A 20245-nucleotide genomic window follows, 5' to 3' on the forward strand; every position below is an offset into this window, starting at 1 on the left:
GTGCGGAGCGGTGGGGGCGGGGCGGGGTGTGAGGGGCCGGAGCGATTTCTCCCCCGCACGGGGGAGGCGGTTCCCCACTGCGGGGGAGGTGGTGAGGCCGTTGCCGCGGGACCGTGGGGACATGACCACACGAGGCGTTCACATGAGGTACGCGACGCAGGGGCCGACGGCCTCCGCTCCGGGGGCCTGGCGGCCGATCCTGCGGGCGGTGGCCCTGGCCGCCACCGTCCCCTATCTGGCCCTCAAGGCCGCCTGGCTGGCCGGGAGTCGGATCGGGATACCGGACGGCAGCGTGCTCGCCGAGCCCGGCCCGTTCCTGATCGTGGCCAATTCCGTCACGATGGCCATGGACGCCTGCGTCATCGTGCTCGTGCTGGCGCTGACCCGGCCGTGGGGCATGAGGGTGCCGTCCTGGCTGCTGACCGTCCCGGTGTTCGTCGCGTCGGGACTCCTGGCCCCCATCGTCCTCGGGTTCCCGGCCCAACTGCTCATACGGGCCATCGGCTTGGGGACGGCCCCGGTCGACGGCGCGGCCAGGCCCTTCCTGGACCCCTGGGTCTTCCACGTCGTCTACGGCGGGTTCATCGTCCAAGCGCTCGCACTGGCCGGGCTGTTCGTCCCCTACGCGCGGGAGCGCTGGGGCGGCCGGCTCCGGCAGGGGGCGCCCGGGGCGTGGGCCAGGACCTCCACCCGCGTGACGGCGGCAGCCGCGGCGGCGGCCGGAGCGGCCATGGGCGCGCTGCACCTGTACTGGGCCTTCGGGGGCACGGCCGGGATGGAGGCGGAGCGGGCCGCTGCCTGGTCGGTCGAGACGGGCGCGATATCCGCGGTGCACGCGCTGTGCGCCTTTGCCGCGGCGGCGGGCGCGGTCCTGCTGGTACGGGGCGGGGGCAGCGGGTCCTGGTGGCCGGCGGCTCTCGCGTGGACGGGCGGGGCGGCCGCACTGAGCTGGGGGCTGTGGTTGCTGATCGCCTCCCTGGGTCGGCAGCTGGACGGGGGAGACGGACTCTCCGGCGTTACCCGGCTCATCTACGCCGGCCAGATGGTCACCGGAGGGCTCGCCGCCGTCGTCCTCATCCGCTTCCTGACCCGTCGGCGCCAGGAGTGACGAGCGGCCGCGCCGCGGAGCGGCTCCTCGGGGCGCGGGCCCGGCTGCGCTGGGTCCACCTGATCCTCGGCGGGGCCCTGTTGATGCCGTACTTCCTCCTCGCGCAGGCGGGAGTGGGCGTGGCGGCGGGAGGGGCCAACGCCTTCTCCTCCCTCCCGCTGACCCTCGCCTCCTACGCGCTGGCCTTGCCGCCCGCAGCGCTGACCGGGATGCTCGGGCCGGTCCGGCCGCTGTCGGTGGCCGCCGTACGGGCCCTGTGCGGCGTGCCGGGCGAGCGGCTCGCCGAGGGGCCGGCCCGCTCCTGGGCCGCCCGGCGGCGGGCGTCGGCCTGGTGGACCCTGCACCTGGGGGTCGGCGCGGTGCTCAGCGGGATGACCCTCGCGGTGCCGCCCATGGCGGTGACGCTGATGGCGCTGCCGTTCGTGGGCGCGCTGCGGGAGGCCCGACTGGGGTGGGGCGGGCTCGGTACGGACGCCGGGCCGTACGCGGCCCCCCTGCTCGGGGCCGGGTTGCTGGCCGGACTCGTCCTGTGCGCGGCGGGTGCCGGGGCGGTGTTGGCCCGGCTGGCGTCCGTCCTGCTCGGGCCGACGGGTGCGGACCGGCTGGCGGCGGCCGAGGAACGGGCTGCCGACCTGGCCGTGCGCAACCGGCTGGCCCGGGAGCTGCACGACGCGGTCGGGCACGCGCTCAGCGCCGTCACCCTCCAGGCCGCCGCCGCCCGGCGGGTGCTCGACACCGACCCCGGCTTCGTACGGGAGGCACTCGCCGCGATCGAGGACACCACCCGGCGGACGGTGGGCGAGCTGGACGCGGTCCTGGGCCTCCTGCGGGACGGGGACCCGGCCCGGCCGGGCGCCGCGCCCGCGCCGACCCTCGCCGCCGACCTCGACGGGCTGCTGGCCCGTACCCGGGCCGCCGGCGCCGCCGTCACCGCCCGGCTGGACCCCGGGCCCGCCGGGGACTGGGCCCTGCTCCCGGCGATCGCCTCCCGCGAGGCGTACCGGATCGTCCAGGAGGGCCTGAGCAACGCGCTGCGCCACGGCGCCGGCCCCGTGGACCTGCGGATACGCCTGCGGCGGGACGCGCGGGGCGGCGACCACCGCGAACTGGAGATCACCATGACCAACACCCCCGCAGCCCCGGACGGGCGAGAGCCCCGCACCACCGGGGGCCGCGGCCTGCACGGCGCCCGGGAACGGGCCGCACTGCTCGGCGGCCGCGTCGAGGCGGGGCCGCACGGGAACGCATGGCGGCTCCTCGCCGTGCTCCCCCTGGCCGGAGCCGACCGATGACGCCCGCGACCCCGGCCACCCCCGCGACCCCGGCCACCCCGGCGACCCCGGCCACCCCGGCGACCCCGGTGACGCCCGCGACCCCGGCCACCCCGGTGACGCCCGCGGGGGCCGGGGGGCCGGCGGGGGGCGGGGCTCCGGGGCTGCTGCGCGTCGTGGTCTGCGACGACGAGCGGATGGTCCGCACCGCGCTGCGGGTCATCCTCGACGCCGAACCGGACCTGGAGGTCGTGGGAGAGGCGGCCACCGGGGCGGAGGCCGTCCCGCTCGTCCGCTCTCTGGCTCCCGACGTGGTGCTGATGGACGTCCGGATGCCCGAGATCGACGGCATCAGGGCCACCGAGCAGATCCTCGCCACCATGGCCGAGCCGCCGCGCATCGTGGTCGTCACCACCTTCGAGAACGACTCCTACGTCTACGACGCGCTGCGGGCCGGAGCGGCCGGCTTCCTCCTCAAGCGCGCCCGCCCCGACGAGCTGATCGGCGCGGTCCGGCTCGTCGCCCGCGGCGACTCGCTGCTCTTCCCGGCCGCCGTACGCTCCCTGGCCGCGAGCCGCGCGGGCGTCCCCGCCGCGCCCGCCGCACCCTGGGTGGCCCGGCTCACCGACCGGGAGGCCGACGTCCTGCGGCTGATCGCCACCGGCCTGTCCAACCACGAGATGAGCGAGCGCCTCGGCGTCGGACCGCAGACCGTCAAGAGCCACGTCGCGGCGGTCCTCGCCAAGACCGGATCCCGCGACCGCACCCAGGCGGTGATCGCCGCCTACGAGGGAGGCTTCATGAGGAAAAGCTGAGAACTCCGCCACAATCGGGGCAGAGCGGAACGGCCGGGAGCCCCGGCACGTCCTTCTGGAGGATGAACAAGACGATCAGGCGTGCGTCGGTCTTCTGTCTGCTCCTGGTGCTGGCCCTGCTGGTCCGCGTCACCTGGGTGCAGGCATACCAAGGCCAGGCCCTCGCAGACGACAAGAACAACCGGCGAAACCTCATCGGGCAGTACGAGAACCCGCTGGGCAACATCATCGTGGGCGGGGAGGCGATCACGGGCTCGGTGGAGACGGGCGGCAAGGACTTCGGGTACAAGCGCACGTACACCGACGGCCCGCTCTACGCCCCCGTCACGGGCTACAGCTCCCAGGCCTTCGGCACGAGCATGCTGGAAGGCGTCTACAAGGACGTCCTCAACGGTTCCGACAGCCGGCTGAAGACCATGATGGACGTGCTGACCAACAAGCGGGCCGCCCCGGGCAACGTCCTGACGACCATCGACAGGGACGTGCAGAAGGCCGGCTACGACGCGCTCCAAGGCAAGCAGGGCGCCGCCGTGGCCATCGACCCCGCCACGGGCCGGATCCTCGGCGTCGTGAACAACCCCTCCTTCGACCCGGGCCGGATCACCGGGGCGAACGACACGCAGGCCTGGACGGAGCTCTCCGCCGACAAGGGCAAGGCGCTGGAGAACGTGGCCCTGCGCAAGCCCCAGGCGCCCGGCTCCACCTTCAAGTTGGTGACCTTGGCGGCTGCCATCGAGAACGGCCTGGTCACCGACATCGACGCGCCGACCGGCGTGCAGGCTCCGTACACGATCCCCGGCACCCGCACCGACCTGCGCAGCGAGGCCCCCGCGGAGATGTGCAACAACGTCTCGTCCCGGGTGGCCCTGCGGCTGTCCTGCAACAACGTGTTCGCCGAGTTCGCGCACCGGCTCGGCCAGGACAAGATGCGGGCCATGGCCGAGAAGCTCGGCTTCAACACGCAGATCGACACCCCAGTCCGCACCAACCCGCCGAGCTCGTACCCCTCGAAGAAGATGTCGGTCGACCAGGTCGCGCAGACCGGAATCGGCCAGTTCGACGTGCAGGCCACCCCGCTCCAGATGGCGATGGTCACGGCCGCCATCGAGAACGGCGGCCGGCTCGTCGCCCCGCACATGGTCTCCGAGGTCACCGATGCCAACGGCAACGTCCTGGAGAGCTTCAAGGACCCGAAGGCGCAGCAGGTGATGAAGGAGAAGACCGCCTCGATGCTGCGCGACGCCATGAGGACGGTGGTCAGCGAGGGCGGCGGCAAGCCCGCCCAGGTCGGCGGGGCGGAGGTCGGCGGCAAGACCGGCACCGCCCAGCGGGGTGTGAACAACAGCATCGCGCCGCTCGCCTGGTTCACGTCCTACGGCACATCGAACGGCAGGCAGATCGCCGTCGCCGTGGTGGTCGAGCGCTCGGACACCGACCGCTCGGAGATCGGCGGCGGCAAGCTGGCCGCGCCCGTCGCGCAGAAGATGATGGAGGCGTGGCTGAAGAAGTAGCCGCGCGGACGCACGGCCGCCGCGCCGGGAACCTTCGCGGTTCCCGGCGCGTCACTCATTCCATGATCAGGACCGCGCGCCCCGCCGACCTCGATGCCATCGCCGCCCTCCACGCCCGGGCCCGGGCCACCTACTACAAGGGCCGCATCCCGGACGAGGCCTACGGCGGCGCGGCCGAACTCGCCCGGACCCGTGAGGGCTGGTCCCGGGCCGTGGCCCGCTCCGCCGAGGACGGCAGGGTGTTCTGCTCCGAGCAGGACGGGCGGCTCACCGGCGTCGCCGCCTTCCGCACCGCCGACGGCGAGACCACGCTCACCCAGCTCCACGTGGACCCGGACCACTGGCGCCGGGGCACCGGCGCGGCCCTGCACGCGGCCTGCCTCGACGCCTGGCGCCGCGCAGGGATACCCCGGGTCCGGCTGGAGGTCTACGAACACAACCTGCGCGCCCGGGCCTTCTACGCGCGCCAGGGCTGGCTCCCGGAGCCCGGCTCCGCGCCCTCCGGCTCCCACCGCGTCCTGTGGCTCTCGGTGGCCCCGCCGTCCGGGGAATGAGGCAGATCCCCGCTTCGTTGAACCAGGAACTGTTTCGTCCCGCCCGCCCGGAGAGAAGAAGAACCATGCGCGTCGAGATCTGGAGTGACATCGCCTGCCCGTGGTGCTACATCGGCAAGGCCCGGTTCACCAAGGGGCTGGCCGGGTTCGCGCACCGCGACGAGGTGGAGGTCGTCTTCCGGTCCTTCGAACTCGATCCGCACAGCGCCAAGGGCGTCACCGCCCCCGTCGTCGAGATGCTCGCCCGGAAGTACGGCCGCACCCTCGAAGAGGCGCGCGGCATGGAGGAGCACGTCGCGGCCGCCGCCCGCGCCGAGGGGCTCGCGTACCGCACCGAAGGTCGCGACCACGGCAACACCTTCGACGTCCACCGCCTGCTGCACCTGGCCGCCGCCCGCGGCCGGCAGGAGGAGCTGCTCGACCTCGCGTACCGCGCCAACTTCGCCGAGGAGCGCTCCGTGTTCGACCCCGAGGCGCTGATCGCGCTCGCCGTCGAGGCCGGACTGGACGGGGCCGAGGCCCGTGCCGTCCTCGCCGACGCGTCCGCCTACGCCGACGAGGTGCGCGCCGACGAGCGGGAGGCCGCCGAGCTGGGGGCCGGAGCGGTGCCCTTCTTCGTCCTCGACCGCCGCTACGGGATCTCCGGCGGACAGCCGGCCGAGGTGTTCACCCGCGCCTTGGAGCAGGCGTGGGCCGGGCGGGAAGGGTCGGAGCCGGGTCCCGCCGCGGAGGCGTGCGAGCCCGACGGTGCGTGTGCCGTTCCGCAATCATAAGCATTTCTATGGGGTAGGGCGGAAAAATAGGTAATGGACTTTGGGGTGGTCCTGGAGCAGAGTGGATGCCATGGATCTTCCCCTGGCCGAGGCGGCCCGAGCCGAGTTCGCCCACTCCACCACCTACCTCAACACCGCCACCTACGGGGTCCTGCCCCGCAGTGCCGTCGCGGCGGTACGTGAGCTGTCCGAGGCCGCGGGGACCGGACTCCCCGACGGCTCCGGCGACTTCGACCGCGTGAACCGGGTCCGTGCGGCCTTCGCCCGACTGGTCGGGGTCGCCGCCGACCGCGTGGCCGTCGGATCGGCCGTGGCCACGCACGTGGGGCTCGTCTCCGCCTCACTGCCGGCCGGCGCCGAAGTCCTGTGCGCGGAGGGCGACTTCGCCTCCGTGATCAACCCATTCGTGGTGCGCGGTGACCTCAAGGTCCGCTTCGCCCCGCTGGAGTCGCTCGCCGAAGCCGTCGGGCCGGACACGGCGCTGGTCTCCCTGAGCGCCGTACAGTCCGCGGACGGACGGACGGCGGACCTGGCCGCGGTGCGCGCGGCGGCGACCGCGCACGGGGCCCGGATGCTGGTGGACGCGACGCAGGCCGCGGGCTGGCTGCCCTTCGACGCCTCGCCGTACGAGTACACGGTCACCGCCGGCTACAAGTGGCTGCTCGGCACCCGAGGAGCCTCCTACCTCACCGTGTCCGAGGAGGCCGACGACACCCTGACCCCGCTGCACGCCGGCTGGGTGGCGGCGGAGTCCATGTGGGACGCGACCTACGGCCCGATGCCGCAATTGGCCCGCGGCGCGCGGAAGTTCGACGAATCGCCGGCCTTCCTCGCCTACCACGCGGCCGAGCCCTCCCTCGCACTGCTGGAGCGCGTCGGCATCGAGGCGGTGTACGCCCACGACACCGCCCTGGCCGCCCGCTACCGCGCCGGGCTGGCCCGGCTCGGCCACGAACCGGTGCCCGGCGACTCCGCCATCGTCTCGGTGCCGGGCCTCGCCGACCGGCAGCCCGCCCTCCTGGCCGCGGGCATCGCCACCTCGGCCCGCGCGGGCGCCCTGCGGGCCTCGTTCCACCTCTACACCACGGAGGCGGACGTGGACCGGCTGCTGGACGCCCTGTCCTGACCGGACGGCGGCCTGTCCTGACCGGACGGCGGCCTGTACTCACCGGACTGCGGCGCCCGCTTCAGCGGCGGGCGCCGCAGCCGTGTCGGTGGCAGGTGCCATTCCGCCTCACCGGCGGGCTCCGCCACGCGGCACCGGCGGGCTCCGCCGCCCGCGTCAGGGCCGGGCCGCCCCCCACGCCGCGTCCGCCGCGAGCAGGGCCGGCCCCGGCCCGACGCCGAGGGCGGCCCCCAGGGCCGACAGCGCGCCGCGCACCACGGGCAGCGAGGCCGCCTGCCCGTAGTGGTTGACCCGGACCATCTCCCGAGCCAGCGCGCCCCCGCCCGCCGCCAGCGGCGCCGCCGGGTCGGCCGCCAGGGCCTTGGCCGCCACCGTCGAGGCGTCCGCCACGCGCAGGGTGGTGGCCACCGGGGCGGCCTCCGACACCCGGCCCACGTACGGGGCCAGGCCCAGGGCTTCGGCGCCCGCCCGGGTCGCCGCCGCCGCGGCCGCGTGCCGGGCCTCCACCGCCGCGAGGCCCTCGGCGGAGATCCGGTCCAGACAGGCCTCCAGGGCCAGCATCTCCAGCTGCGCCGGAGCGTGCAGCAGCGTCGTGCGCCCGCCGTCGATCCAGCGTTCCTTCCAGTCCAGGAGGGAGAGGTACGAACGGCGCGGGGCCGCCGGGTTCTCGGCGAAACGGGCCCACGCGCGGTCCGAGACCGACACCGCGGACACCCCCGCCGGGCCGCCCATCGCCTTCTGCGCGCCGATCACGCACAGGTCCACGCCCCACGCGTCCGGGAGCAGCGCCTCCGCGCCCACCGACGCCACCGCGTCCAGCATGAACAGCGCGCCGTGCGCCCGTACGGCCTCGCCGATCTCCGCCACCGGGTTCGTGTTGCCGGTCGCCGCCTCCGCGTGGACCAGCGAGACGAAGTCGATCTCCGGGTGGGCGGCGAGCGCCTCCGCCACCTGTTCGGCCGTCACCGCCGTGTCGAAGGGCACCGCGAGGTCCACCACGGCCGCCCCGCAGTCGCGCAGCCAGTTGCCGAAGGTGGTCCCGTACGGGCCGGTGACGACGTTCAGCGCCGTCGAGCCCGGCCGCGCGCCCGACCGGATGCACCCCTCCAGGGGCAGCAGCGCCTCGCCCTGGGTGATCACCACGTCCTGCCGGGTGGAGAGGAGGTCGGCGACCCCCCGCTCGATCGACGCGAAGCGCTCCGCGGTGAGCGGCGGGAGGTCCAGGAGGGGGTGGGTCACGGTGGTGCTCTCTTCGTCCGGGGGCGTCCGGGGGCGTCCGAGGGCGTCCAGGGGCGTTCAGGGACGCTCGGGTGTACCGGGAGAGCCTACCGAGCACGCACGTACAGTGCCGACATGACCGATGCCGATGTGACCGATGCCGGCGCCCCGCACGAGGGCGCGGTGCTGCACGTGAAGGGGCGCGTGCTCGTCGGCCCCGACGAGGTCCGCGACGAGCTGTGGGTGGTCGGGGGGCGGATCTGCTTCGAACGCCCCCGTACCGCCCGGGAGATCACCGAGGTGGCCGGCTGGGTGCTGCCCGGCCTGGTGGACGCCCACTGCCACGTGGGGCTGGACGCGCACGGCCCGGTGGACGCCGCGACGGCCGAACGCCAGGCACTCACCGACCGCGACGCCGGCACCCTGCTGATCCGCGACGCCGGGTCGCCCTCGGACACCCGCTGGATCGACGGCCGCGAGGACCTCCCGAAGATCATCCGGGCCGGCCGCCACATCGCGCGCACCCGCCGCTACATCCGCAACTACGCCCACGAGATCGAGCCCGCCGACCTCGTCGCGTACGTCGGCCGGGAGGCGCTGCGCGGTGACGGCTGGGTGAAGCTGGTGGGGGACTGGATCGACCGCGAGGCGGGCGACCTGGCCGCCTGCTGGCCGCGCGCGGAGGTGGAGGCGGCCATCGCCGAGGCGCACCGCCTCGGCGCCCGGGTCACCGCGCACTGCTTCGCGGAGGACTCGCTGCGGGACCTGGTCGAAGCGGGTATCGACTGCGTGGAACACGCCACCGGCCTCACCGAGGACACGATCCCGCTGTTCGCCGAACGCGGTGTGGCCATCGTCCCGACCCTCGTGAACATCGCGACGTTCCCGAAGATGGCGGCCGGCGGCGAGGCGAAGTTCCCGCGCTGGTCGGCGCACATGCGTCGGCTGCACGAGCGGCGGTACGACACCGTACGGGCGGCCCGCGACGCGGGAATCCCGGTGTACGTGGGCACGGACGCGGGCGGCTCGCTGCCGCACGGGCTGGTGGCGGCGGAGGTCTCCGAGCTGGTCAAGGCCGGGATTCCGCCACTGGAGGCGCTCTCCGCGACGACCTGGGCGGCGCGCGCGTGGCTCGGCCGGCCGGGCCTGACCGAGGGAGCGCCGGCGGACCTGGTGGTCTACGCCGAGGACCCGCGGGCCGACGTGCGCGCGCTCGCACGGCCGTTGCGGGTCGTGGTGAACGGGGCGGTCCGCGCCTGAGAGCGGCGCCGGGTCCTTCGGGGGCGTGTGCGGCGGGGAGTTGACGCTCCGGTGACCTCGGCCGCACGGTGTCGTTGTCAACGCCCGTGTGTCAGGCCTGTGTCCCGCCGGCCTGCAACGGAGGGGACTTGTGTGCCTCCTGGGGCGCCGAAAATCGAATACATGCGTGGAAACCACCCGTTAGGGTGAACTGACGCCAGGTTGTCGCCCGTTCACTCACAGTGCGTAAAGATTCCGAGGGTCGAAGCCGTCGGCGCGTGCGATGTCCCCCATTGGCGCCGCGACGGCACCCATCTCCCCGGGGGTTCCACCATCTTGAACAGCAACACCTTCCGCATGCCCGCGGTCGCCCTGCTCGCCACGGGAGCGGTGGCCCTGCTCACCGCTCCGCCCGCCTCCGCCACGGGAGGAGGCGGGGCCGGGGCCGGGAGCGGGGGCACGGGCAAGGCCGGCGCCGTCGTCCTGCGCGCCGGGCTGGACGTGAGCCTGCTCAACAAGACCGTCCACGTCCCGCTCAGGACCACCCTCAACGAGGTCGTCGCCCCGGCGGCGCCGGCCGGGAAGACCGCGTTGACCGTCATGCTGGACGGGGTCGAAGGGGGCGCTCCGGTCAGCGTGCTCCGCGCCGACGCGGCCACCGCCGAGGCGACCGCGGACAAGGACGTGGCACGGGCCGAGGCGAACCTGGCGAAGGCCAGGGTGCACGTGCCGGGGCTGCCGGCGGTCTCCCTCGTCGAGGTCGAGCAGGTCACCTCCAAGGCCGTCTGCGAGGCGGGCAAGAAGCCCGTCGCCACCTCCAACGTGCTGGGGAAGGTGACCGCGCTCGGCAAGAAGGTCACCCTCTCGGCGGGCGGGCCCACCAAGATCGAGGTCCCGGGCGTGGGCCTGGTGAGCCTGGAGCTGTCCGGCACCGAGACGACCTCCAGCACCGCGGCCGCCGCGGCCCTGCGACTGAAGGTGTCGGTGAACCCGCTGAAGCTGAACGTGGCCGAGGTGGAGGGGGAGATCGTGCTCGCGGAGGCGCACTGCGCGTCCCCGGCGGCGCCGATTCCGGTGAAGCCGGAGGAGAAGCCGGGTGCGAAGCCCGACGTGAAGCCCGACGTGAAACCGCAGACGGGCACGGGGGCGACGCAGACCGGCACCGGCACCGCCGTCACCACCGGTGCCGGCCTTGCCGAGACGGGCGGCGGTTCGCTCACGCCGTACGTCGCCGGCGCCGCCCTCGTCCTGCTCGGGCTCGGCGGGGGCGCGCTGGTCGTGACCCGGCGGGGCAGGGCCTCGTAGGACGCCCCCGGACGCCGGGGCGCCACCCCGCTGAGCACCCGGAGGGGAGTGCTCGGCGGGAGGCGACCGCCGCCGGGGGCCGGGCGATGAGGACCCGGGCCCCCGCACCCGCCGGCAGACGCCCGGCCGGGGACGGACGCCAGGGCCCTGCCCGGGGGGCCGGACCCAGGGCCCGACCCGGGGGAGTCGACCCCGGCAGCCCAGCGGGACCGGAGAGGGCTGGGGCCCGGGGCCGGGCCGGGGGGTGGCTCGGCGGAGCCGTATCCCCCGGGGCGGGTCGGGGGCGGGAAGGAGGGGACCCCGGGGGAGCGGAACATGGGCCAGCTCGGGGGAGTTGGTTCAGCGGTTCAGCGGTCCAGGGGGGGGCGAAGCGGCGGGCCTGGGCCGGGGGTGGCTCGGCGGAGCCGTTTTTTCCCCGGGGCCGCCCGGGGGCGGGAGGGAGGGGACCCCGGGGAGCGGAACCAGGACCCGGCTCGGGGGGAGGTGGGCTCAGCGTCCCAGCGGATTGGAGCGGCGGAGCCTGGGGGCCGAGGCCCGGGGCCGGGCCGGGGGGGCTCGCGAGAGCCGTAGCTCCGGGCTCGGCCGGGGGATCACCCGGGGGAGCGGAACGAGGGGCCGGCTGGGGGAGTGGGGCCAGCGGCCCGGCGCCGTCGGGGTGGCGGGGCCCGCGGGGCCGCCCGGGGCCCGGGGACCCGGTCTCGAGCTCGGCCTCGGGCCCGGCCCCGGGCCGGGGTCAGCGGGTGGCGTGCTGCAGGCCCTGTTCGCCGGCGCCGCGCGACAGTACGGCATCGCTGACCTGCCGGTCGATCCGCGCGTACTCGGCCTGCTTGGCGGGCGTCGGACCGGTGTCCGAGACCGCGCAGGACGCACACACGACGCGGAACGGCGGGCCCATGTCCGAGTACTGCGTCAGGTACTCGGCCTTCACCACCTCCCAGCGGCCCGTACGGCCCGCGGCCGGGGCGAAGGTGAAGCGGGGGACCGAGGACTGGTTGCCGCGCAGCTTGTCGGCCGGCACGAAGCTGGCGACCTGGTCGCCCATGCCGAAGACCACCCAGGTCCCGTTGATCTTCTCGTACGGCTGCGGCACGTGGTTGTGGGTGCCCAGGACCAGGTCGATGTCGGGCAGCCCGTCGGCCCCGCGGGAGGCGGTCAGTGCCCGGGCCAGTTCGCGCTGCTGCTCGTCGGGCGCCGTCTGCCACTCGGTGCCCCAGTGGATGCTGAGCACCACCACGTTCGCGCCGCCGGCCCGGGCGGCGCGCGCATCGGCGACGATCCGGTCCCGGTCGATGAGGTTCACGGCCCACGGCTTGCCCTGCGGGAGCGGGATGCCGTTCGTGCCGTACGTGTACGAGAGCTGCGCGACCTTCGCACCGCCGGCCGACATCACGGCCGGGGCCTTGGCCTCCTCCGCGCTGCGGGCCGAGCCCACGTGCGCGATGCCGGCCCGGTCGAGGTGCTCCAGGGTCCGGGCGAGTCCGTCGTACCCGTCGTCCAGGGTGTGGTTGGAGGCCGTGGAACAGCTGTCGTACCCCGTGTCCCTGAGGGCGTCGGCCAGCTGGTGCGGAGCCTTGAAGGTGGGATAGCCGGTGTAGGGGCCGCCGGGCCGCCCGTACGGTATCTCGTGGTGGCATATCGCCAGGTCGGCGGCGGACACCAGGGGTTTGACCCCGGCGAGTATCTTCCGGAAGTCGTACTCCCCGGCCCGGCCGGCGTCATCGGCCGACCGCTGGATGATCGAGGGGTACGGAATGATGTCGCCGGTCGCCACCAGGGTGAACGGCTTCCCGGCGGGAGCCGGAGCCGCAGTCGCGGACCGCTCCGGGCGGGCGAGGCGCTGCTCCGCCGCGGACGCGCCCGCACCGTCGTCGAGCAGCCTCGGCGCCGCGTAGACGCCGCCGCCCACCAGTGCCAGCCCGACCAGCGCCGCGCCCGTCTTGGCCGATGTCCGCATGTCCTGACCCCCGTCGCCGTACCACCCGTACGGGGGCGTCGTCCTCCCCCGCCCCCGGCGCCAGGGTACGGGGACGCCCCGCCGGCGCCGCGGGCCCGGTGCGGAAAGCCGTGGCCGGCGGCCGGCGTGACCGGCACCCGCTGGTGGTGGCAGCCGCCCGGGCCGCGTGCGGAGGCCCGTGCTGGCTGCTGCCGGCCAGGGCCGTGCGCACCGGCAGGGGTCGGCGCCCGCCGATAGGGCCGTGCGCACCGGTAGGGGGTCGGCACCCGCCGGTAGGGCTGTGCCCGTTGGTAGCGGTCGTGCCCGCCGGCAGGGGCCGTGGCCACCGGCAGGGATCGGCGCCCGCCGGTAGGGGCCGTGCCCGCCCGCGGCGGCCTACCCGTACCGGCAGGGGTCGGCGCCCGCCGGTAGGGCTGTGCCCGCCGGCCGGGGCCGTGCGCACCGGCAGGGGTCGGCGCCCGCCGGTCGAGCCGGGCCCCGGCAGGGGTCGGCGCCCGCCGGTAGGGCCGTGCGCACCGGTAGGGGGTCGGTACCCGCCGGTAGGGCTGTGCCCGTTGGTAGCGGTCGTGCCCGCCGGCAGGGGCCGTGGGCGCCGACAGGGGTCGGCGCCCGCCGGTAGGGGCCGCGCCCGCCCGTGGGGGGCCTACCGCACCGGCAGGAGGCGGCGCCCGCCGATCGAGCCGTGGGCCCCGGCACGGGTCGGCGCCCGCCGGTAGGGCCGTGCGCACCGGCTGGGGCCGTGCCCGCCGGAGGACCATGCGCGCCGGAAGAGCCGTGCGCGCCGATAGTCGGCGCCCGACGGCCCGGTCGGCGCCCGACGGCAGGCGTCGGGCGCCGGGGCCCGGCCCGGCCCGGCCCGGGTGCCGGGGGTCGGGTCAGCGGCCGCCGGCGAGGACCAGCGCGCGGTCCAGGGCCTGGAGCAGCCGGCCCGTCGTCACCCGGTCGCGGACCGCCAGCCGGAGCCAGGTCCGGTCCAGCCCCGGGAAGGTGTCCCCGCGGCGCACCGCGAAGCCCAGTGCGCGCAGCCGGGTGCGCACCTCCGCGGCGCCCTCCACCCGGATCAGGACGAACGGCCCCTGCGCCACCCCCGCGACGGTGACCTCCTCGAACTCCGCGAGCCCGGCCAGCAGGTGCGCCCGGTCCACCGCGATCTGCCGTGCCGCCTCCTCGGCCTCTGCCAACGCCGCCGGGGTCGTGCACGCCTCGGCCGCCACCAGGGCCGGGGTCGACACCGGCCACAGGGGCTGCGCGGCCGCCAGTTTCGCGATCACCTCGGGCTCGGCCAGCACGTAGCCGATCCGGAGCCCGGCCAGACCCCAGGTCTTCGTCAGGCTCCGCAGCACCACCAGCCCCGGCAGGTCCGTCCGGCCGGCCAGGGCCTCCCGCTCGCCCGGGACCGCGTCCATGAACGCCTCGTCCACCACCAGGACGCGGCCCGGCCGGGCCAGCGAGGCCAGGGTGCGCGCCGGGTGCAGCACGGACGTGGGGTTGGTGGGGTTGCCGACCACCACCAGGTCCGCGTCCTCGGGCACCGCCGCCGGGTCCAGCCGGAAGCCGTCCGCAGCGGTCAGCACCACCCGGTCGACCCGGTGCCCCGCGTCCCGCAGGGCCGACTCCGGCTCCGTGAACTGCGGGTGGACCACCACCGGCCGCTCGGCGCGCAGCGCCCGCGCGATCAGTACGAAGGCCTCCGCCGCCCCCGCCGTCAACAGCACCCGCTCGACCGGCAGCCCGTGCCGGTGCGCGACGGCCGCGCGGGCCGCCCGGCCGTCGGGGTACGCCGCGAGGTCCCCGAGGGAGCCCGCGATCCGCTGTCTGAGCCACTCCGGGGGAGTCTGCGCCCGTACGTTGACCGCGAGGTCCACCAGCGCGCCGTCCGCGTCCAGCACCTCCGCGTCCCCGTGGTGCCGCAGGTCGTGCGGCTGCGCCGTGGCCACCGCGCAGGTCGCCGCCACCGACCGGCGCTTGGGCACCAGGAGCTCCCCGCCCGCCGCGAGCGCCGCAGCCTCCGCCACCGAGGGGGTCCCGCACGCGGTGCGCGCCGCCTCCGAGGGGTGGGGCACCACGACCCGGGCCAGTTCCTCGGCGGGATAGCTGACGAGCGGCACGCCGAAACGTTTCGCCGCGCCCGTGATGCCCGCCTCGCCCGCCTTCGACTCCACCGTGGCCAGCGCCGTCACCGCACCGGCCGTCAGGCCGGCCGCCCGCAGGGTCTCCTCGACCAGGGCGCAGACCTCCGCGACGGAGACCCCCGCGCGTCCGCCGATCCCGACCACCAGCCGCGTCGCGTACTCGCCCACCGGGGGTCCTCCCTCCGTAGTCACCGTCACCGTCCCGTCACCGCCGCCCGGTCAGTCGTCAACAGCCCGCTACCCGCTGACCTGGCGCGGACGTGCGCGCGAGCCGGGGAGTCGGTATCCAGGGGCACATGGCCGTGATCGTGGCGTTGGGCGCGTTCCTGATGACCCTGGCGGGCGGATGGACGGCGCAGCGCGTCACCGACCGCCGCCACCTCGTGCTGGGCCTGGCCGGCGGGCTGATGCTCGGCGTCGTGGGCCTCGACCTCCTTCCGGAGGCCATGCACGCCGCGGGCGACGAGGTGTTCGGCGTCCCGCTCGCCCTGCTGCTCTTCCTCGGGGGCTTCCTCGTCGCGCACGTCGTGGAACGCCTGCTGGCCGTACGCCAGGCCTCGCACGGCGCCGAGAACGGCGCCCGCGCCCCCCAGGTCGGCCTCACGGCGGCCGCCGTGATGGTCGGCCACAGCCTCGCCGACGGCGTCGCGCTGGGCGCCGCCTTCCAGGTCGGCGGGGGCATGGGCGTCGCCGTGGCGCTGGCCGTCATCACCCACGACTTCGCCGACGGGTTCAACACCTACACGCTCACCAGCCTGTACGGGAACGCCCGCCGCAAGGCCCTGCTGATGCTCTTCGCGGACGCCGTGGCCCCCGTCGTGGGCGCGGCGTCCACCCTGCTGTTCACCCTTCCGGAGGAACCGCTCGGCGCGTACCTCGGCTTCTTCGGCGGGGTCCTGCTGTACCTGGCCGCCGCCGAGATCCTGCCCGAGGCGCACCACGAGCACCCCGCCCTGTCCACGCTGATGTGCACGGTGGGCGGGGTGGCCGGGATCTGGCTGGTGGTCGGCATCGCGCACTGATCTCACGGCCGGGCCGCCGCCGCGTCCGTGAAGCGCCGGGCGACGGACGGCTCCGCCGCCCAGTGCGTGTGCAGGTAGCTGGCGTGCACGCCCTGCCGTACGAAGCCCTCGACCCGGCGCTCCGGATGCGTGAACCCCCACGCGGGCGCCGCCCCGGCGCCCGGCTCGATCACCGTCCGGTGGAACTCGTGCCCGCGCAGCCGGGTCCCGGCCGCCGCGAGCGCGCTGTCGGAGAGCGCCACCGCCTCCCGGTAGCCCAGGGTGAGGCGCTCCGACATCCGCGCGTCCGCGTCGAGCACCCCGCACATGGGCTTCCCGTCCAGCGAACGGGCCAGGTAGAGCAGCCCGGCGCACTCGGCGGCCAGCGGACCGCCGGCCGCGGCGAAGGCGGCCACCGACCGGCGCAGCGGCTCGTTGGCCGACAGCTCGGGCGCGTACACCTCGGGGAACCCGCCGCCGATCACCACACCGGCGGTGCCCTCCGGGAGGGCCTCGTCGCGCAGCGGATCGAAGGCGACGACCTGCGCGCCCGCGGCGGCCAGCAGCTCCGCGTGCTCGGCGTACGAGAACGTGAACGCGGCCCCGCCCGCGACGGCGACGACCGGCCGGCGGCCGGGCCCCGGCCCGGAGGGCGACCCCGCACCAGTCCCCGTACCCGTCCCCGACGGCCCTGCCGTGCCAGGGGCCGTGTCCACAGCCGGGGCCGGAGCCGGGGTGCGCGCCAGCGCGGCCGCCGGGGACCAGGCCTCGCAGTGCAGCGGCGGCGCGGTCCGGGCCAGGGCCATCAGCGCGTCCAGGTCGCAGCCGGCCCGGACCTGTCCGGCCAGGGCCGCCACCGCGGCCAGCGCGTCGGCCCGCCGCTCCGCGACGGGGACCAAGCCCAGGTGCCGGGAGGGCGCGGCCACCTGCGGAGCCCGGCGCAGGACCCCGAGCACCGGCATCCCCGCCTCCTCCAGCGCCTCCCGCAGCATGACCTCGTGCCGGTCGGAGCCGACCTTGTTGAGGATCACGCCGCCCAGGCGGACCTGCGGGTCGAAGGATGCGAAGCCGTGCACCAGCGCCGCGACCGAGCGCGACTGCGAGGAGGCGTCGACGACCAGTACCACCGGCGCCCGCAGCAGCTTCGCCACCTGCGCCGTGGACGCCAGCTCGCCCCGCCCGGCGGCCCCGTCGTAGAGCCCCATCACACCCTCGACCACGGCCAGGTCGCAGCCGGCCGCCCCGTGCGCGAACAGCGGGCCGACGAGGTCCGGCCCGCACATGAAGGCGTCCAGGTTGCGCCCCGGCCGCCCCGTCGCCAGGGCGTGGTAGCCGGGATCGATGTAGTCCGGCCCGGCCTTGTGCGGGGACACGGCGAGGCCGCGCTCCGAGAAGGCCGCCATCAGGCCCGTGGCGACGGTGGTCTTGCCGCTGCCGGACGACGGTGCGGCGACGACCAGCCGGGGAACGTTGAACGAAGTCACCACTCGATGCCCTTCTGGCCCTTCTGTCCCGTGTCCATCGGGTGCTTGACCTTGGTCATCTCGGTGACGAGGTCCGCGAACTCCACCAGCTTCTCCGGTGCGTTGCGGCCGGTGATCACCACGTGCTGCGTACCGGGGCGGCCCCGCAGCACCTCGATGACCTCGTCGACGTCGATCCACCCCCAGTGCAGGGGGTACGCGAACTCGTCGAGCACGTACAGCCGGTGCGTCTCGGCGGCCAGATCGCGCTTGACCTGCTCCCAGCCCTCCTTGGCCGCCTGCTCGTTGTCGAGCTGGGCGTCGCGCTGGACCCAGGACCAGCCCTCGCCCATCTTGTGCCAGACGACGGAGCCGCCCTCACCGGAGGCCCCGAGGACCTTGAGCGCGTTCTCCTCGCCGACCTTCCACTTCGCCGACTTGACGAACTGGAACACCCCGATCGGCCAGCCCTGGTTCCAGGCGCGCAGCGCCAGCCCGAAGGCCGCCGTCGACTTGCCCTTGCCGGGGCCGGTGTGGACGAAGACGAGCGGTCGGTTGCGGCGCTGGCGCGTCGTGAGCCCGTCGTCCGGAACGACGGACGGCTGTCCCTGCGGCATTAAGCGGCCCTCCTGTTGCTGCTGTTGGCTGATGCGGTGCTGGTCACGGCGGTACGTACGTCCTTCACGAGCCCGGCCAGCGAGTCGGCCCGCAGCCCGTCCAGGGTCACGGCGGGCGCCCCCAGGTCGGCGGCGAGCACCCCTGCGAGCCCCAGCCGGACCGGCCCGGACTCGCAGTCCACGACCACGGAGGTGAGCCCCTCGGCCGCCAGCAGCCGGGCCGCTCGCCCCGACAGCTCGCGGGGGGTGTCGCCCGGCTGCCCGCCCACGCCGCCGGCCGAGGTGGCCCGCCCATCGGTGACCACGACCAGCAGCGGCCTCCGCGAGGGGTCCCGCAGCCGCTCGATCCGCAGCACCTCACGGGCCTTCAGCAGACCGGCGGCCAGCGGCGTGCGGCCCCCGGTCGGCAGCTGCTCCAGCCTCGCGGCGGCCGAGTCGACCGAGGAGGTCGGCGGCAGCGCCAGCTCGGCGCCGGAGCCCCGGAAGGTGATCAGGCCGACCTTGTCGCGCCGCTGGTAGGCGTCCAGCAGCAGCGACAGCACCGCCCCCTTGACCGCGCTCATGCGCTGCCGGGCGGCCATGGAGCCGGAGGCGTCCACGAGGAAGAGCACGAGGTTCCCCTCGCGGCCCTCCCGCGTCGCCTGCCGCAGGTCGTCCGCGCGGATCACGAGCCCGCGCCCGCTGCGCCCGCGCGCCTTCTGGTGCGGGGCGGCCGCGTGCACGGTGGCCGCCAGGTGCAGCGCGGTCAGCCGGCCGCGGGGACGCTGGGCGCCCGTCGTCCGGCCGTGGGCCGTACGGGCGCGCGAGCGCCGCCCGGCAGCGCCCTCGCCGAGGCCCGGCACGCTCAACACCTTGGCGCGGAAGGGCGGGGCCGCGCCGACGGCGGCCTGCTCGGGCGCCGCCTCGCCCCGCGTGGGGGACTCCGGGGCGTCGGGGACGTCCGGGGCATCGGCCGCCCCGGGGGCGTCCGGCTCCGGCCCGGCCGGGTCCTGCTGCCGCCCGGGCCCGTCGGGACCGCCGTCCCGCGGAGGCACCCCGCCGCCGTCGTCCGGGCCGCCGTCACCGCCTCCGCCGTCGTCCGGGCCGCCGTCCTGCGGGCCCTCCGGCTCCGGTTCGGGCTCGTCGTCCGGGAAGCCGTCCAGGATGCGGTCCAGCTTGTCCTCGTCCAGGCCCGGCGCGTCGAAGGGGTTGCGGCGCCGCCGGTGGGGGAGGGCCAGCAGGGCGGCCTGCCGGACGTCCTCCTTGCGCACGTCGGTCCGTCCGGCCCAGGCGGCCAGTGCGGTCGCGGTCCGGGCCATCACGATGTCGGCGCGCATCCCGTCGACCTCGAAGCCGGCGCAGGTCGCCGCGATCTGGAGCAGCGAGCCGTCCCCGAGCACCACCTGGGGCAGCAGCGCCCGGGCCGCGACCACGCGGGCCCGGACCTCGTGCTCGTCCGCGGCCCAGCGGGTCGCGAAACCAGCGGGATCGTCCTCGTACGAGAGCCGGCGGCGCACCACCTCGACGCGCTGGGCGGGCTCGCGGGAGGCCGCGACCTCCACGGTGAGGCCGAAGCGGTCCAGGAGCTGCGGCCGCAGCTCGCCCTCCTCCGGGTTCATGGTGCCGACGAGCAGGAAGCGGGCGGCGTGGCGGACGGAGACGCCCTCGCGCTCGACGTAGGAGGCCCCCATCGCGGCCGCGTCCAGCAGCAGGTCGATCAGGTGGTCGTGGAGCAGGTTGACCTCGTCCACGTAGAGGATTCCGCGGTGCGCGGCGGCCAGCAGGCCGGGCTCGAAGGCCTTCACGCCCTCGGCGAGGGCCCGTTCGATGTCGAGGGCGCCGACCAGCCGGTCCTCGGAGGCGCCGACCGGAAGCTCCACCATCCGCGCCGGCCGGGCGGCGCCGGGGCCCGCCCCGTGGGGGCCGTCCGGGCAGGCCGGGTCCGGGGCGCCGGGCGCGCACGAGAAGCGGCAGCCGGGGACGACCTCCACCTGCGGGAGCAGCGCCGACAGCGCGCGGACGGCGGTGGACTTGGCGGTCCCCTTCTCGCCTCTGACCAGCACCCCGCCGACCGCCGGGCTCACGGCATTGAGCAGGAGCGCCAGCCGCAGGTCGGTCTGGCCGACCACCGCGGTGAACGGGTAGGGCGTGCTCATCGGTTGCTCACTCCTTCTAGGGA

Annotated in this window: 16 protein-coding genes; 10 read left to right on the forward strand and 6 right to left on the reverse strand. The window is 75.6% G+C overall.

Annotated features, from left to right (window positions below):
* Positions 1 to 142 precede the first annotated feature (142 nt).
* From ACFWU6_RS17665 to ACFWU6_RS17695, 7 genes are all read left to right on the forward strand, one after another.
* Positions 143 to 1108, forward strand: coding sequence for a hypothetical protein (locus ACFWU6_RS17665; RefSeq protein ID WP_383981806.1), 966 nt, complete (start codon positions 143 to 145; stop codon positions 1106 to 1108).
* Positions 1109 to 1191: 83 nt separating this feature from the next.
* Positions 1192 to 2400: a sensor histidine kinase gene (locus ACFWU6_RS17670; RefSeq protein ID WP_383981837.1), complete on the forward strand. Its 1209-nt coding sequence runs from the start codon at positions 1192 to 1194 to the stop codon at positions 2398 to 2400.
* 146 nt (positions 2401 to 2546) lie between these two features.
* Positions 2547 to 3194 carry a response regulator gene (locus tag ACFWU6_RS17675; RefSeq protein ID WP_383981839.1) on the forward strand — a complete coding sequence of 216 codons (648 nt, stop codon included), beginning with the start codon at positions 2547 to 2549 and terminating at the stop codon, positions 3192 to 3194.
* A gap of 62 nt (positions 3195 to 3256) precedes the next feature.
* Positions 3257 to 4705 (forward strand): penicillin-binding transpeptidase domain-containing protein, encoded by a 1449-nt coding sequence (locus tag ACFWU6_RS17680; RefSeq protein WP_383981808.1) that lies wholly within the window; start codon positions 3257 to 3259, stop codon positions 4703 to 4705.
* 62 nt (positions 4706 to 4767) lie between these two features.
* Positions 4768 to 5259: a GNAT family N-acetyltransferase gene (locus tag ACFWU6_RS17685; protein WP_383981810.1), complete on the forward strand. Its 492-nt coding sequence runs from the start codon at positions 4768 to 4770 to the stop codon at positions 5257 to 5259.
* Between the two features lie 65 nt (positions 5260 to 5324).
* Positions 5325 to 6032: a DsbA family oxidoreductase gene (locus ACFWU6_RS17690; RefSeq protein ID WP_383981812.1), complete on the forward strand. Its 708-nt coding sequence runs from the start codon at positions 5325 to 5327 to the stop codon at positions 6030 to 6032.
* A gap of 70 nt (positions 6033 to 6102) precedes the next feature.
* The gene (locus ACFWU6_RS17695) at positions 6103 to 7158 is read left to right on the forward strand and encodes an aminotransferase class V-fold PLP-dependent enzyme (RefSeq protein WP_383981814.1); all 1056 of its coding nucleotides are present in this window, start codon (positions 6103 to 6105) and stop codon (positions 7156 to 7158) included.
* Positions 7159 to 7314: 156 nt separating this feature from the next.
* Here the strand turns inward: ACFWU6_RS17695 and ACFWU6_RS17700 are convergent, their stop codons facing one another.
* On the reverse strand, positions 7315 to 8397 hold the full coding sequence (locus ACFWU6_RS17700) for a pyridoxal-phosphate-dependent aminotransferase family protein (protein WP_383803934.1): 1083 nt from the start codon (positions 8395 to 8397) through the stop codon (positions 7315 to 7317).
* 114 nt (positions 8398 to 8511) lie between these two features.
* On the opposite strand from ACFWU6_RS17700, the gene ACFWU6_RS17705 reads away from it, so the two are divergent.
* Both ACFWU6_RS17705 and ACFWU6_RS17710 read left to right on the forward strand, forming a co-directional pair.
* Positions 8512 to 9636, forward strand: a complete 1125-nt coding sequence (locus ACFWU6_RS17705) for an amidohydrolase family protein (RefSeq protein ID WP_383803936.1) — start codon at positions 8512 to 8514, stop codon at positions 9634 to 9636.
* Between the two features lie 315 nt (positions 9637 to 9951).
* On the forward strand, positions 9952 to 10920 hold the full coding sequence (locus ACFWU6_RS17710; protein WP_383981816.1) for an SCO1860 family LAETG-anchored protein: 969 nt from the start codon (positions 9952 to 9954) through the stop codon (positions 10918 to 10920).
* 733 nt (positions 10921 to 11653) lie between these two features.
* Here the strand turns inward: ACFWU6_RS17710 and ACFWU6_RS17715 are convergent.
* Entirely contained in the window at positions 11654 to 12874 is a 1221-nt protein-coding gene (locus tag ACFWU6_RS17715; protein ID WP_383803940.1) for a CapA family protein, read from the reverse strand.
* Between the two features lie 875 nt (positions 12875 to 13749).
* The gene (gene cobC / locus ACFWU6_RS17720; RefSeq protein WP_383981818.1) at positions 13750 to 15174 is read right to left on the reverse strand and encodes an Rv2231c family pyridoxal phosphate-dependent protein CobC; all 1425 of its coding nucleotides are present in this window, start codon (positions 15172 to 15174) and stop codon (positions 13750 to 13752) included.
* Between the two features lie 128 nt (positions 15175 to 15302).
* On the opposite strand from cobC, the gene ACFWU6_RS17725 reads away from it, so the two are divergent.
* Entirely contained in the window at positions 15303 to 16028 is a 726-nt protein-coding gene (locus ACFWU6_RS17725) for a ZIP family metal transporter (RefSeq protein WP_383803944.1), read from the forward strand.
* Between the two features lie 2 nt (positions 16029 to 16030).
* Here the strand turns inward: ACFWU6_RS17725 and ACFWU6_RS17730 are convergent, their stop codons facing one another.
* The 3 genes from ACFWU6_RS17730 to ACFWU6_RS17740 are packed head-to-tail and all read right to left on the reverse strand — an operon-like array spanning position 16031 to position 20222.
* Positions 16031 to 17494, reverse strand: coding sequence for a cobyrinate a,c-diamide synthase (locus ACFWU6_RS17730; RefSeq protein WP_383803946.1), 1464 nt, complete (start codon positions 17492 to 17494; stop codon positions 16031 to 16033).
* On the reverse strand, positions 17488 to 18087 hold the full coding sequence (gene cobO / locus ACFWU6_RS17735; protein WP_383803948.1) for a cob(I)yrinic acid a,c-diamide adenosyltransferase: 600 nt from the start codon (positions 18085 to 18087) through the stop codon (positions 17488 to 17490). Before cobO ends, ACFWU6_RS17730 begins: the two co-directional genes overlap by 7 nt.
* On the reverse strand, positions 18087 to 20222 hold the full coding sequence (locus ACFWU6_RS17740) for a putative cobaltochelatase (protein ID WP_383981820.1): 2136 nt from the start codon (positions 20220 to 20222) through the stop codon (positions 18087 to 18089). Before ACFWU6_RS17740 ends, cobO begins: the two co-directional genes overlap by 1 nt.
* Between the last annotated feature and the right edge of the window lie 23 nt (positions 20223 to 20245).

It is taken from the genome of Streptomyces sp. NPDC058674 (assembly GCF_042716505.1).
Classification (GTDB): Bacteria; Actinomycetota; Actinomycetes; order Streptomycetales; family Streptomycetaceae; genus Streptomyces.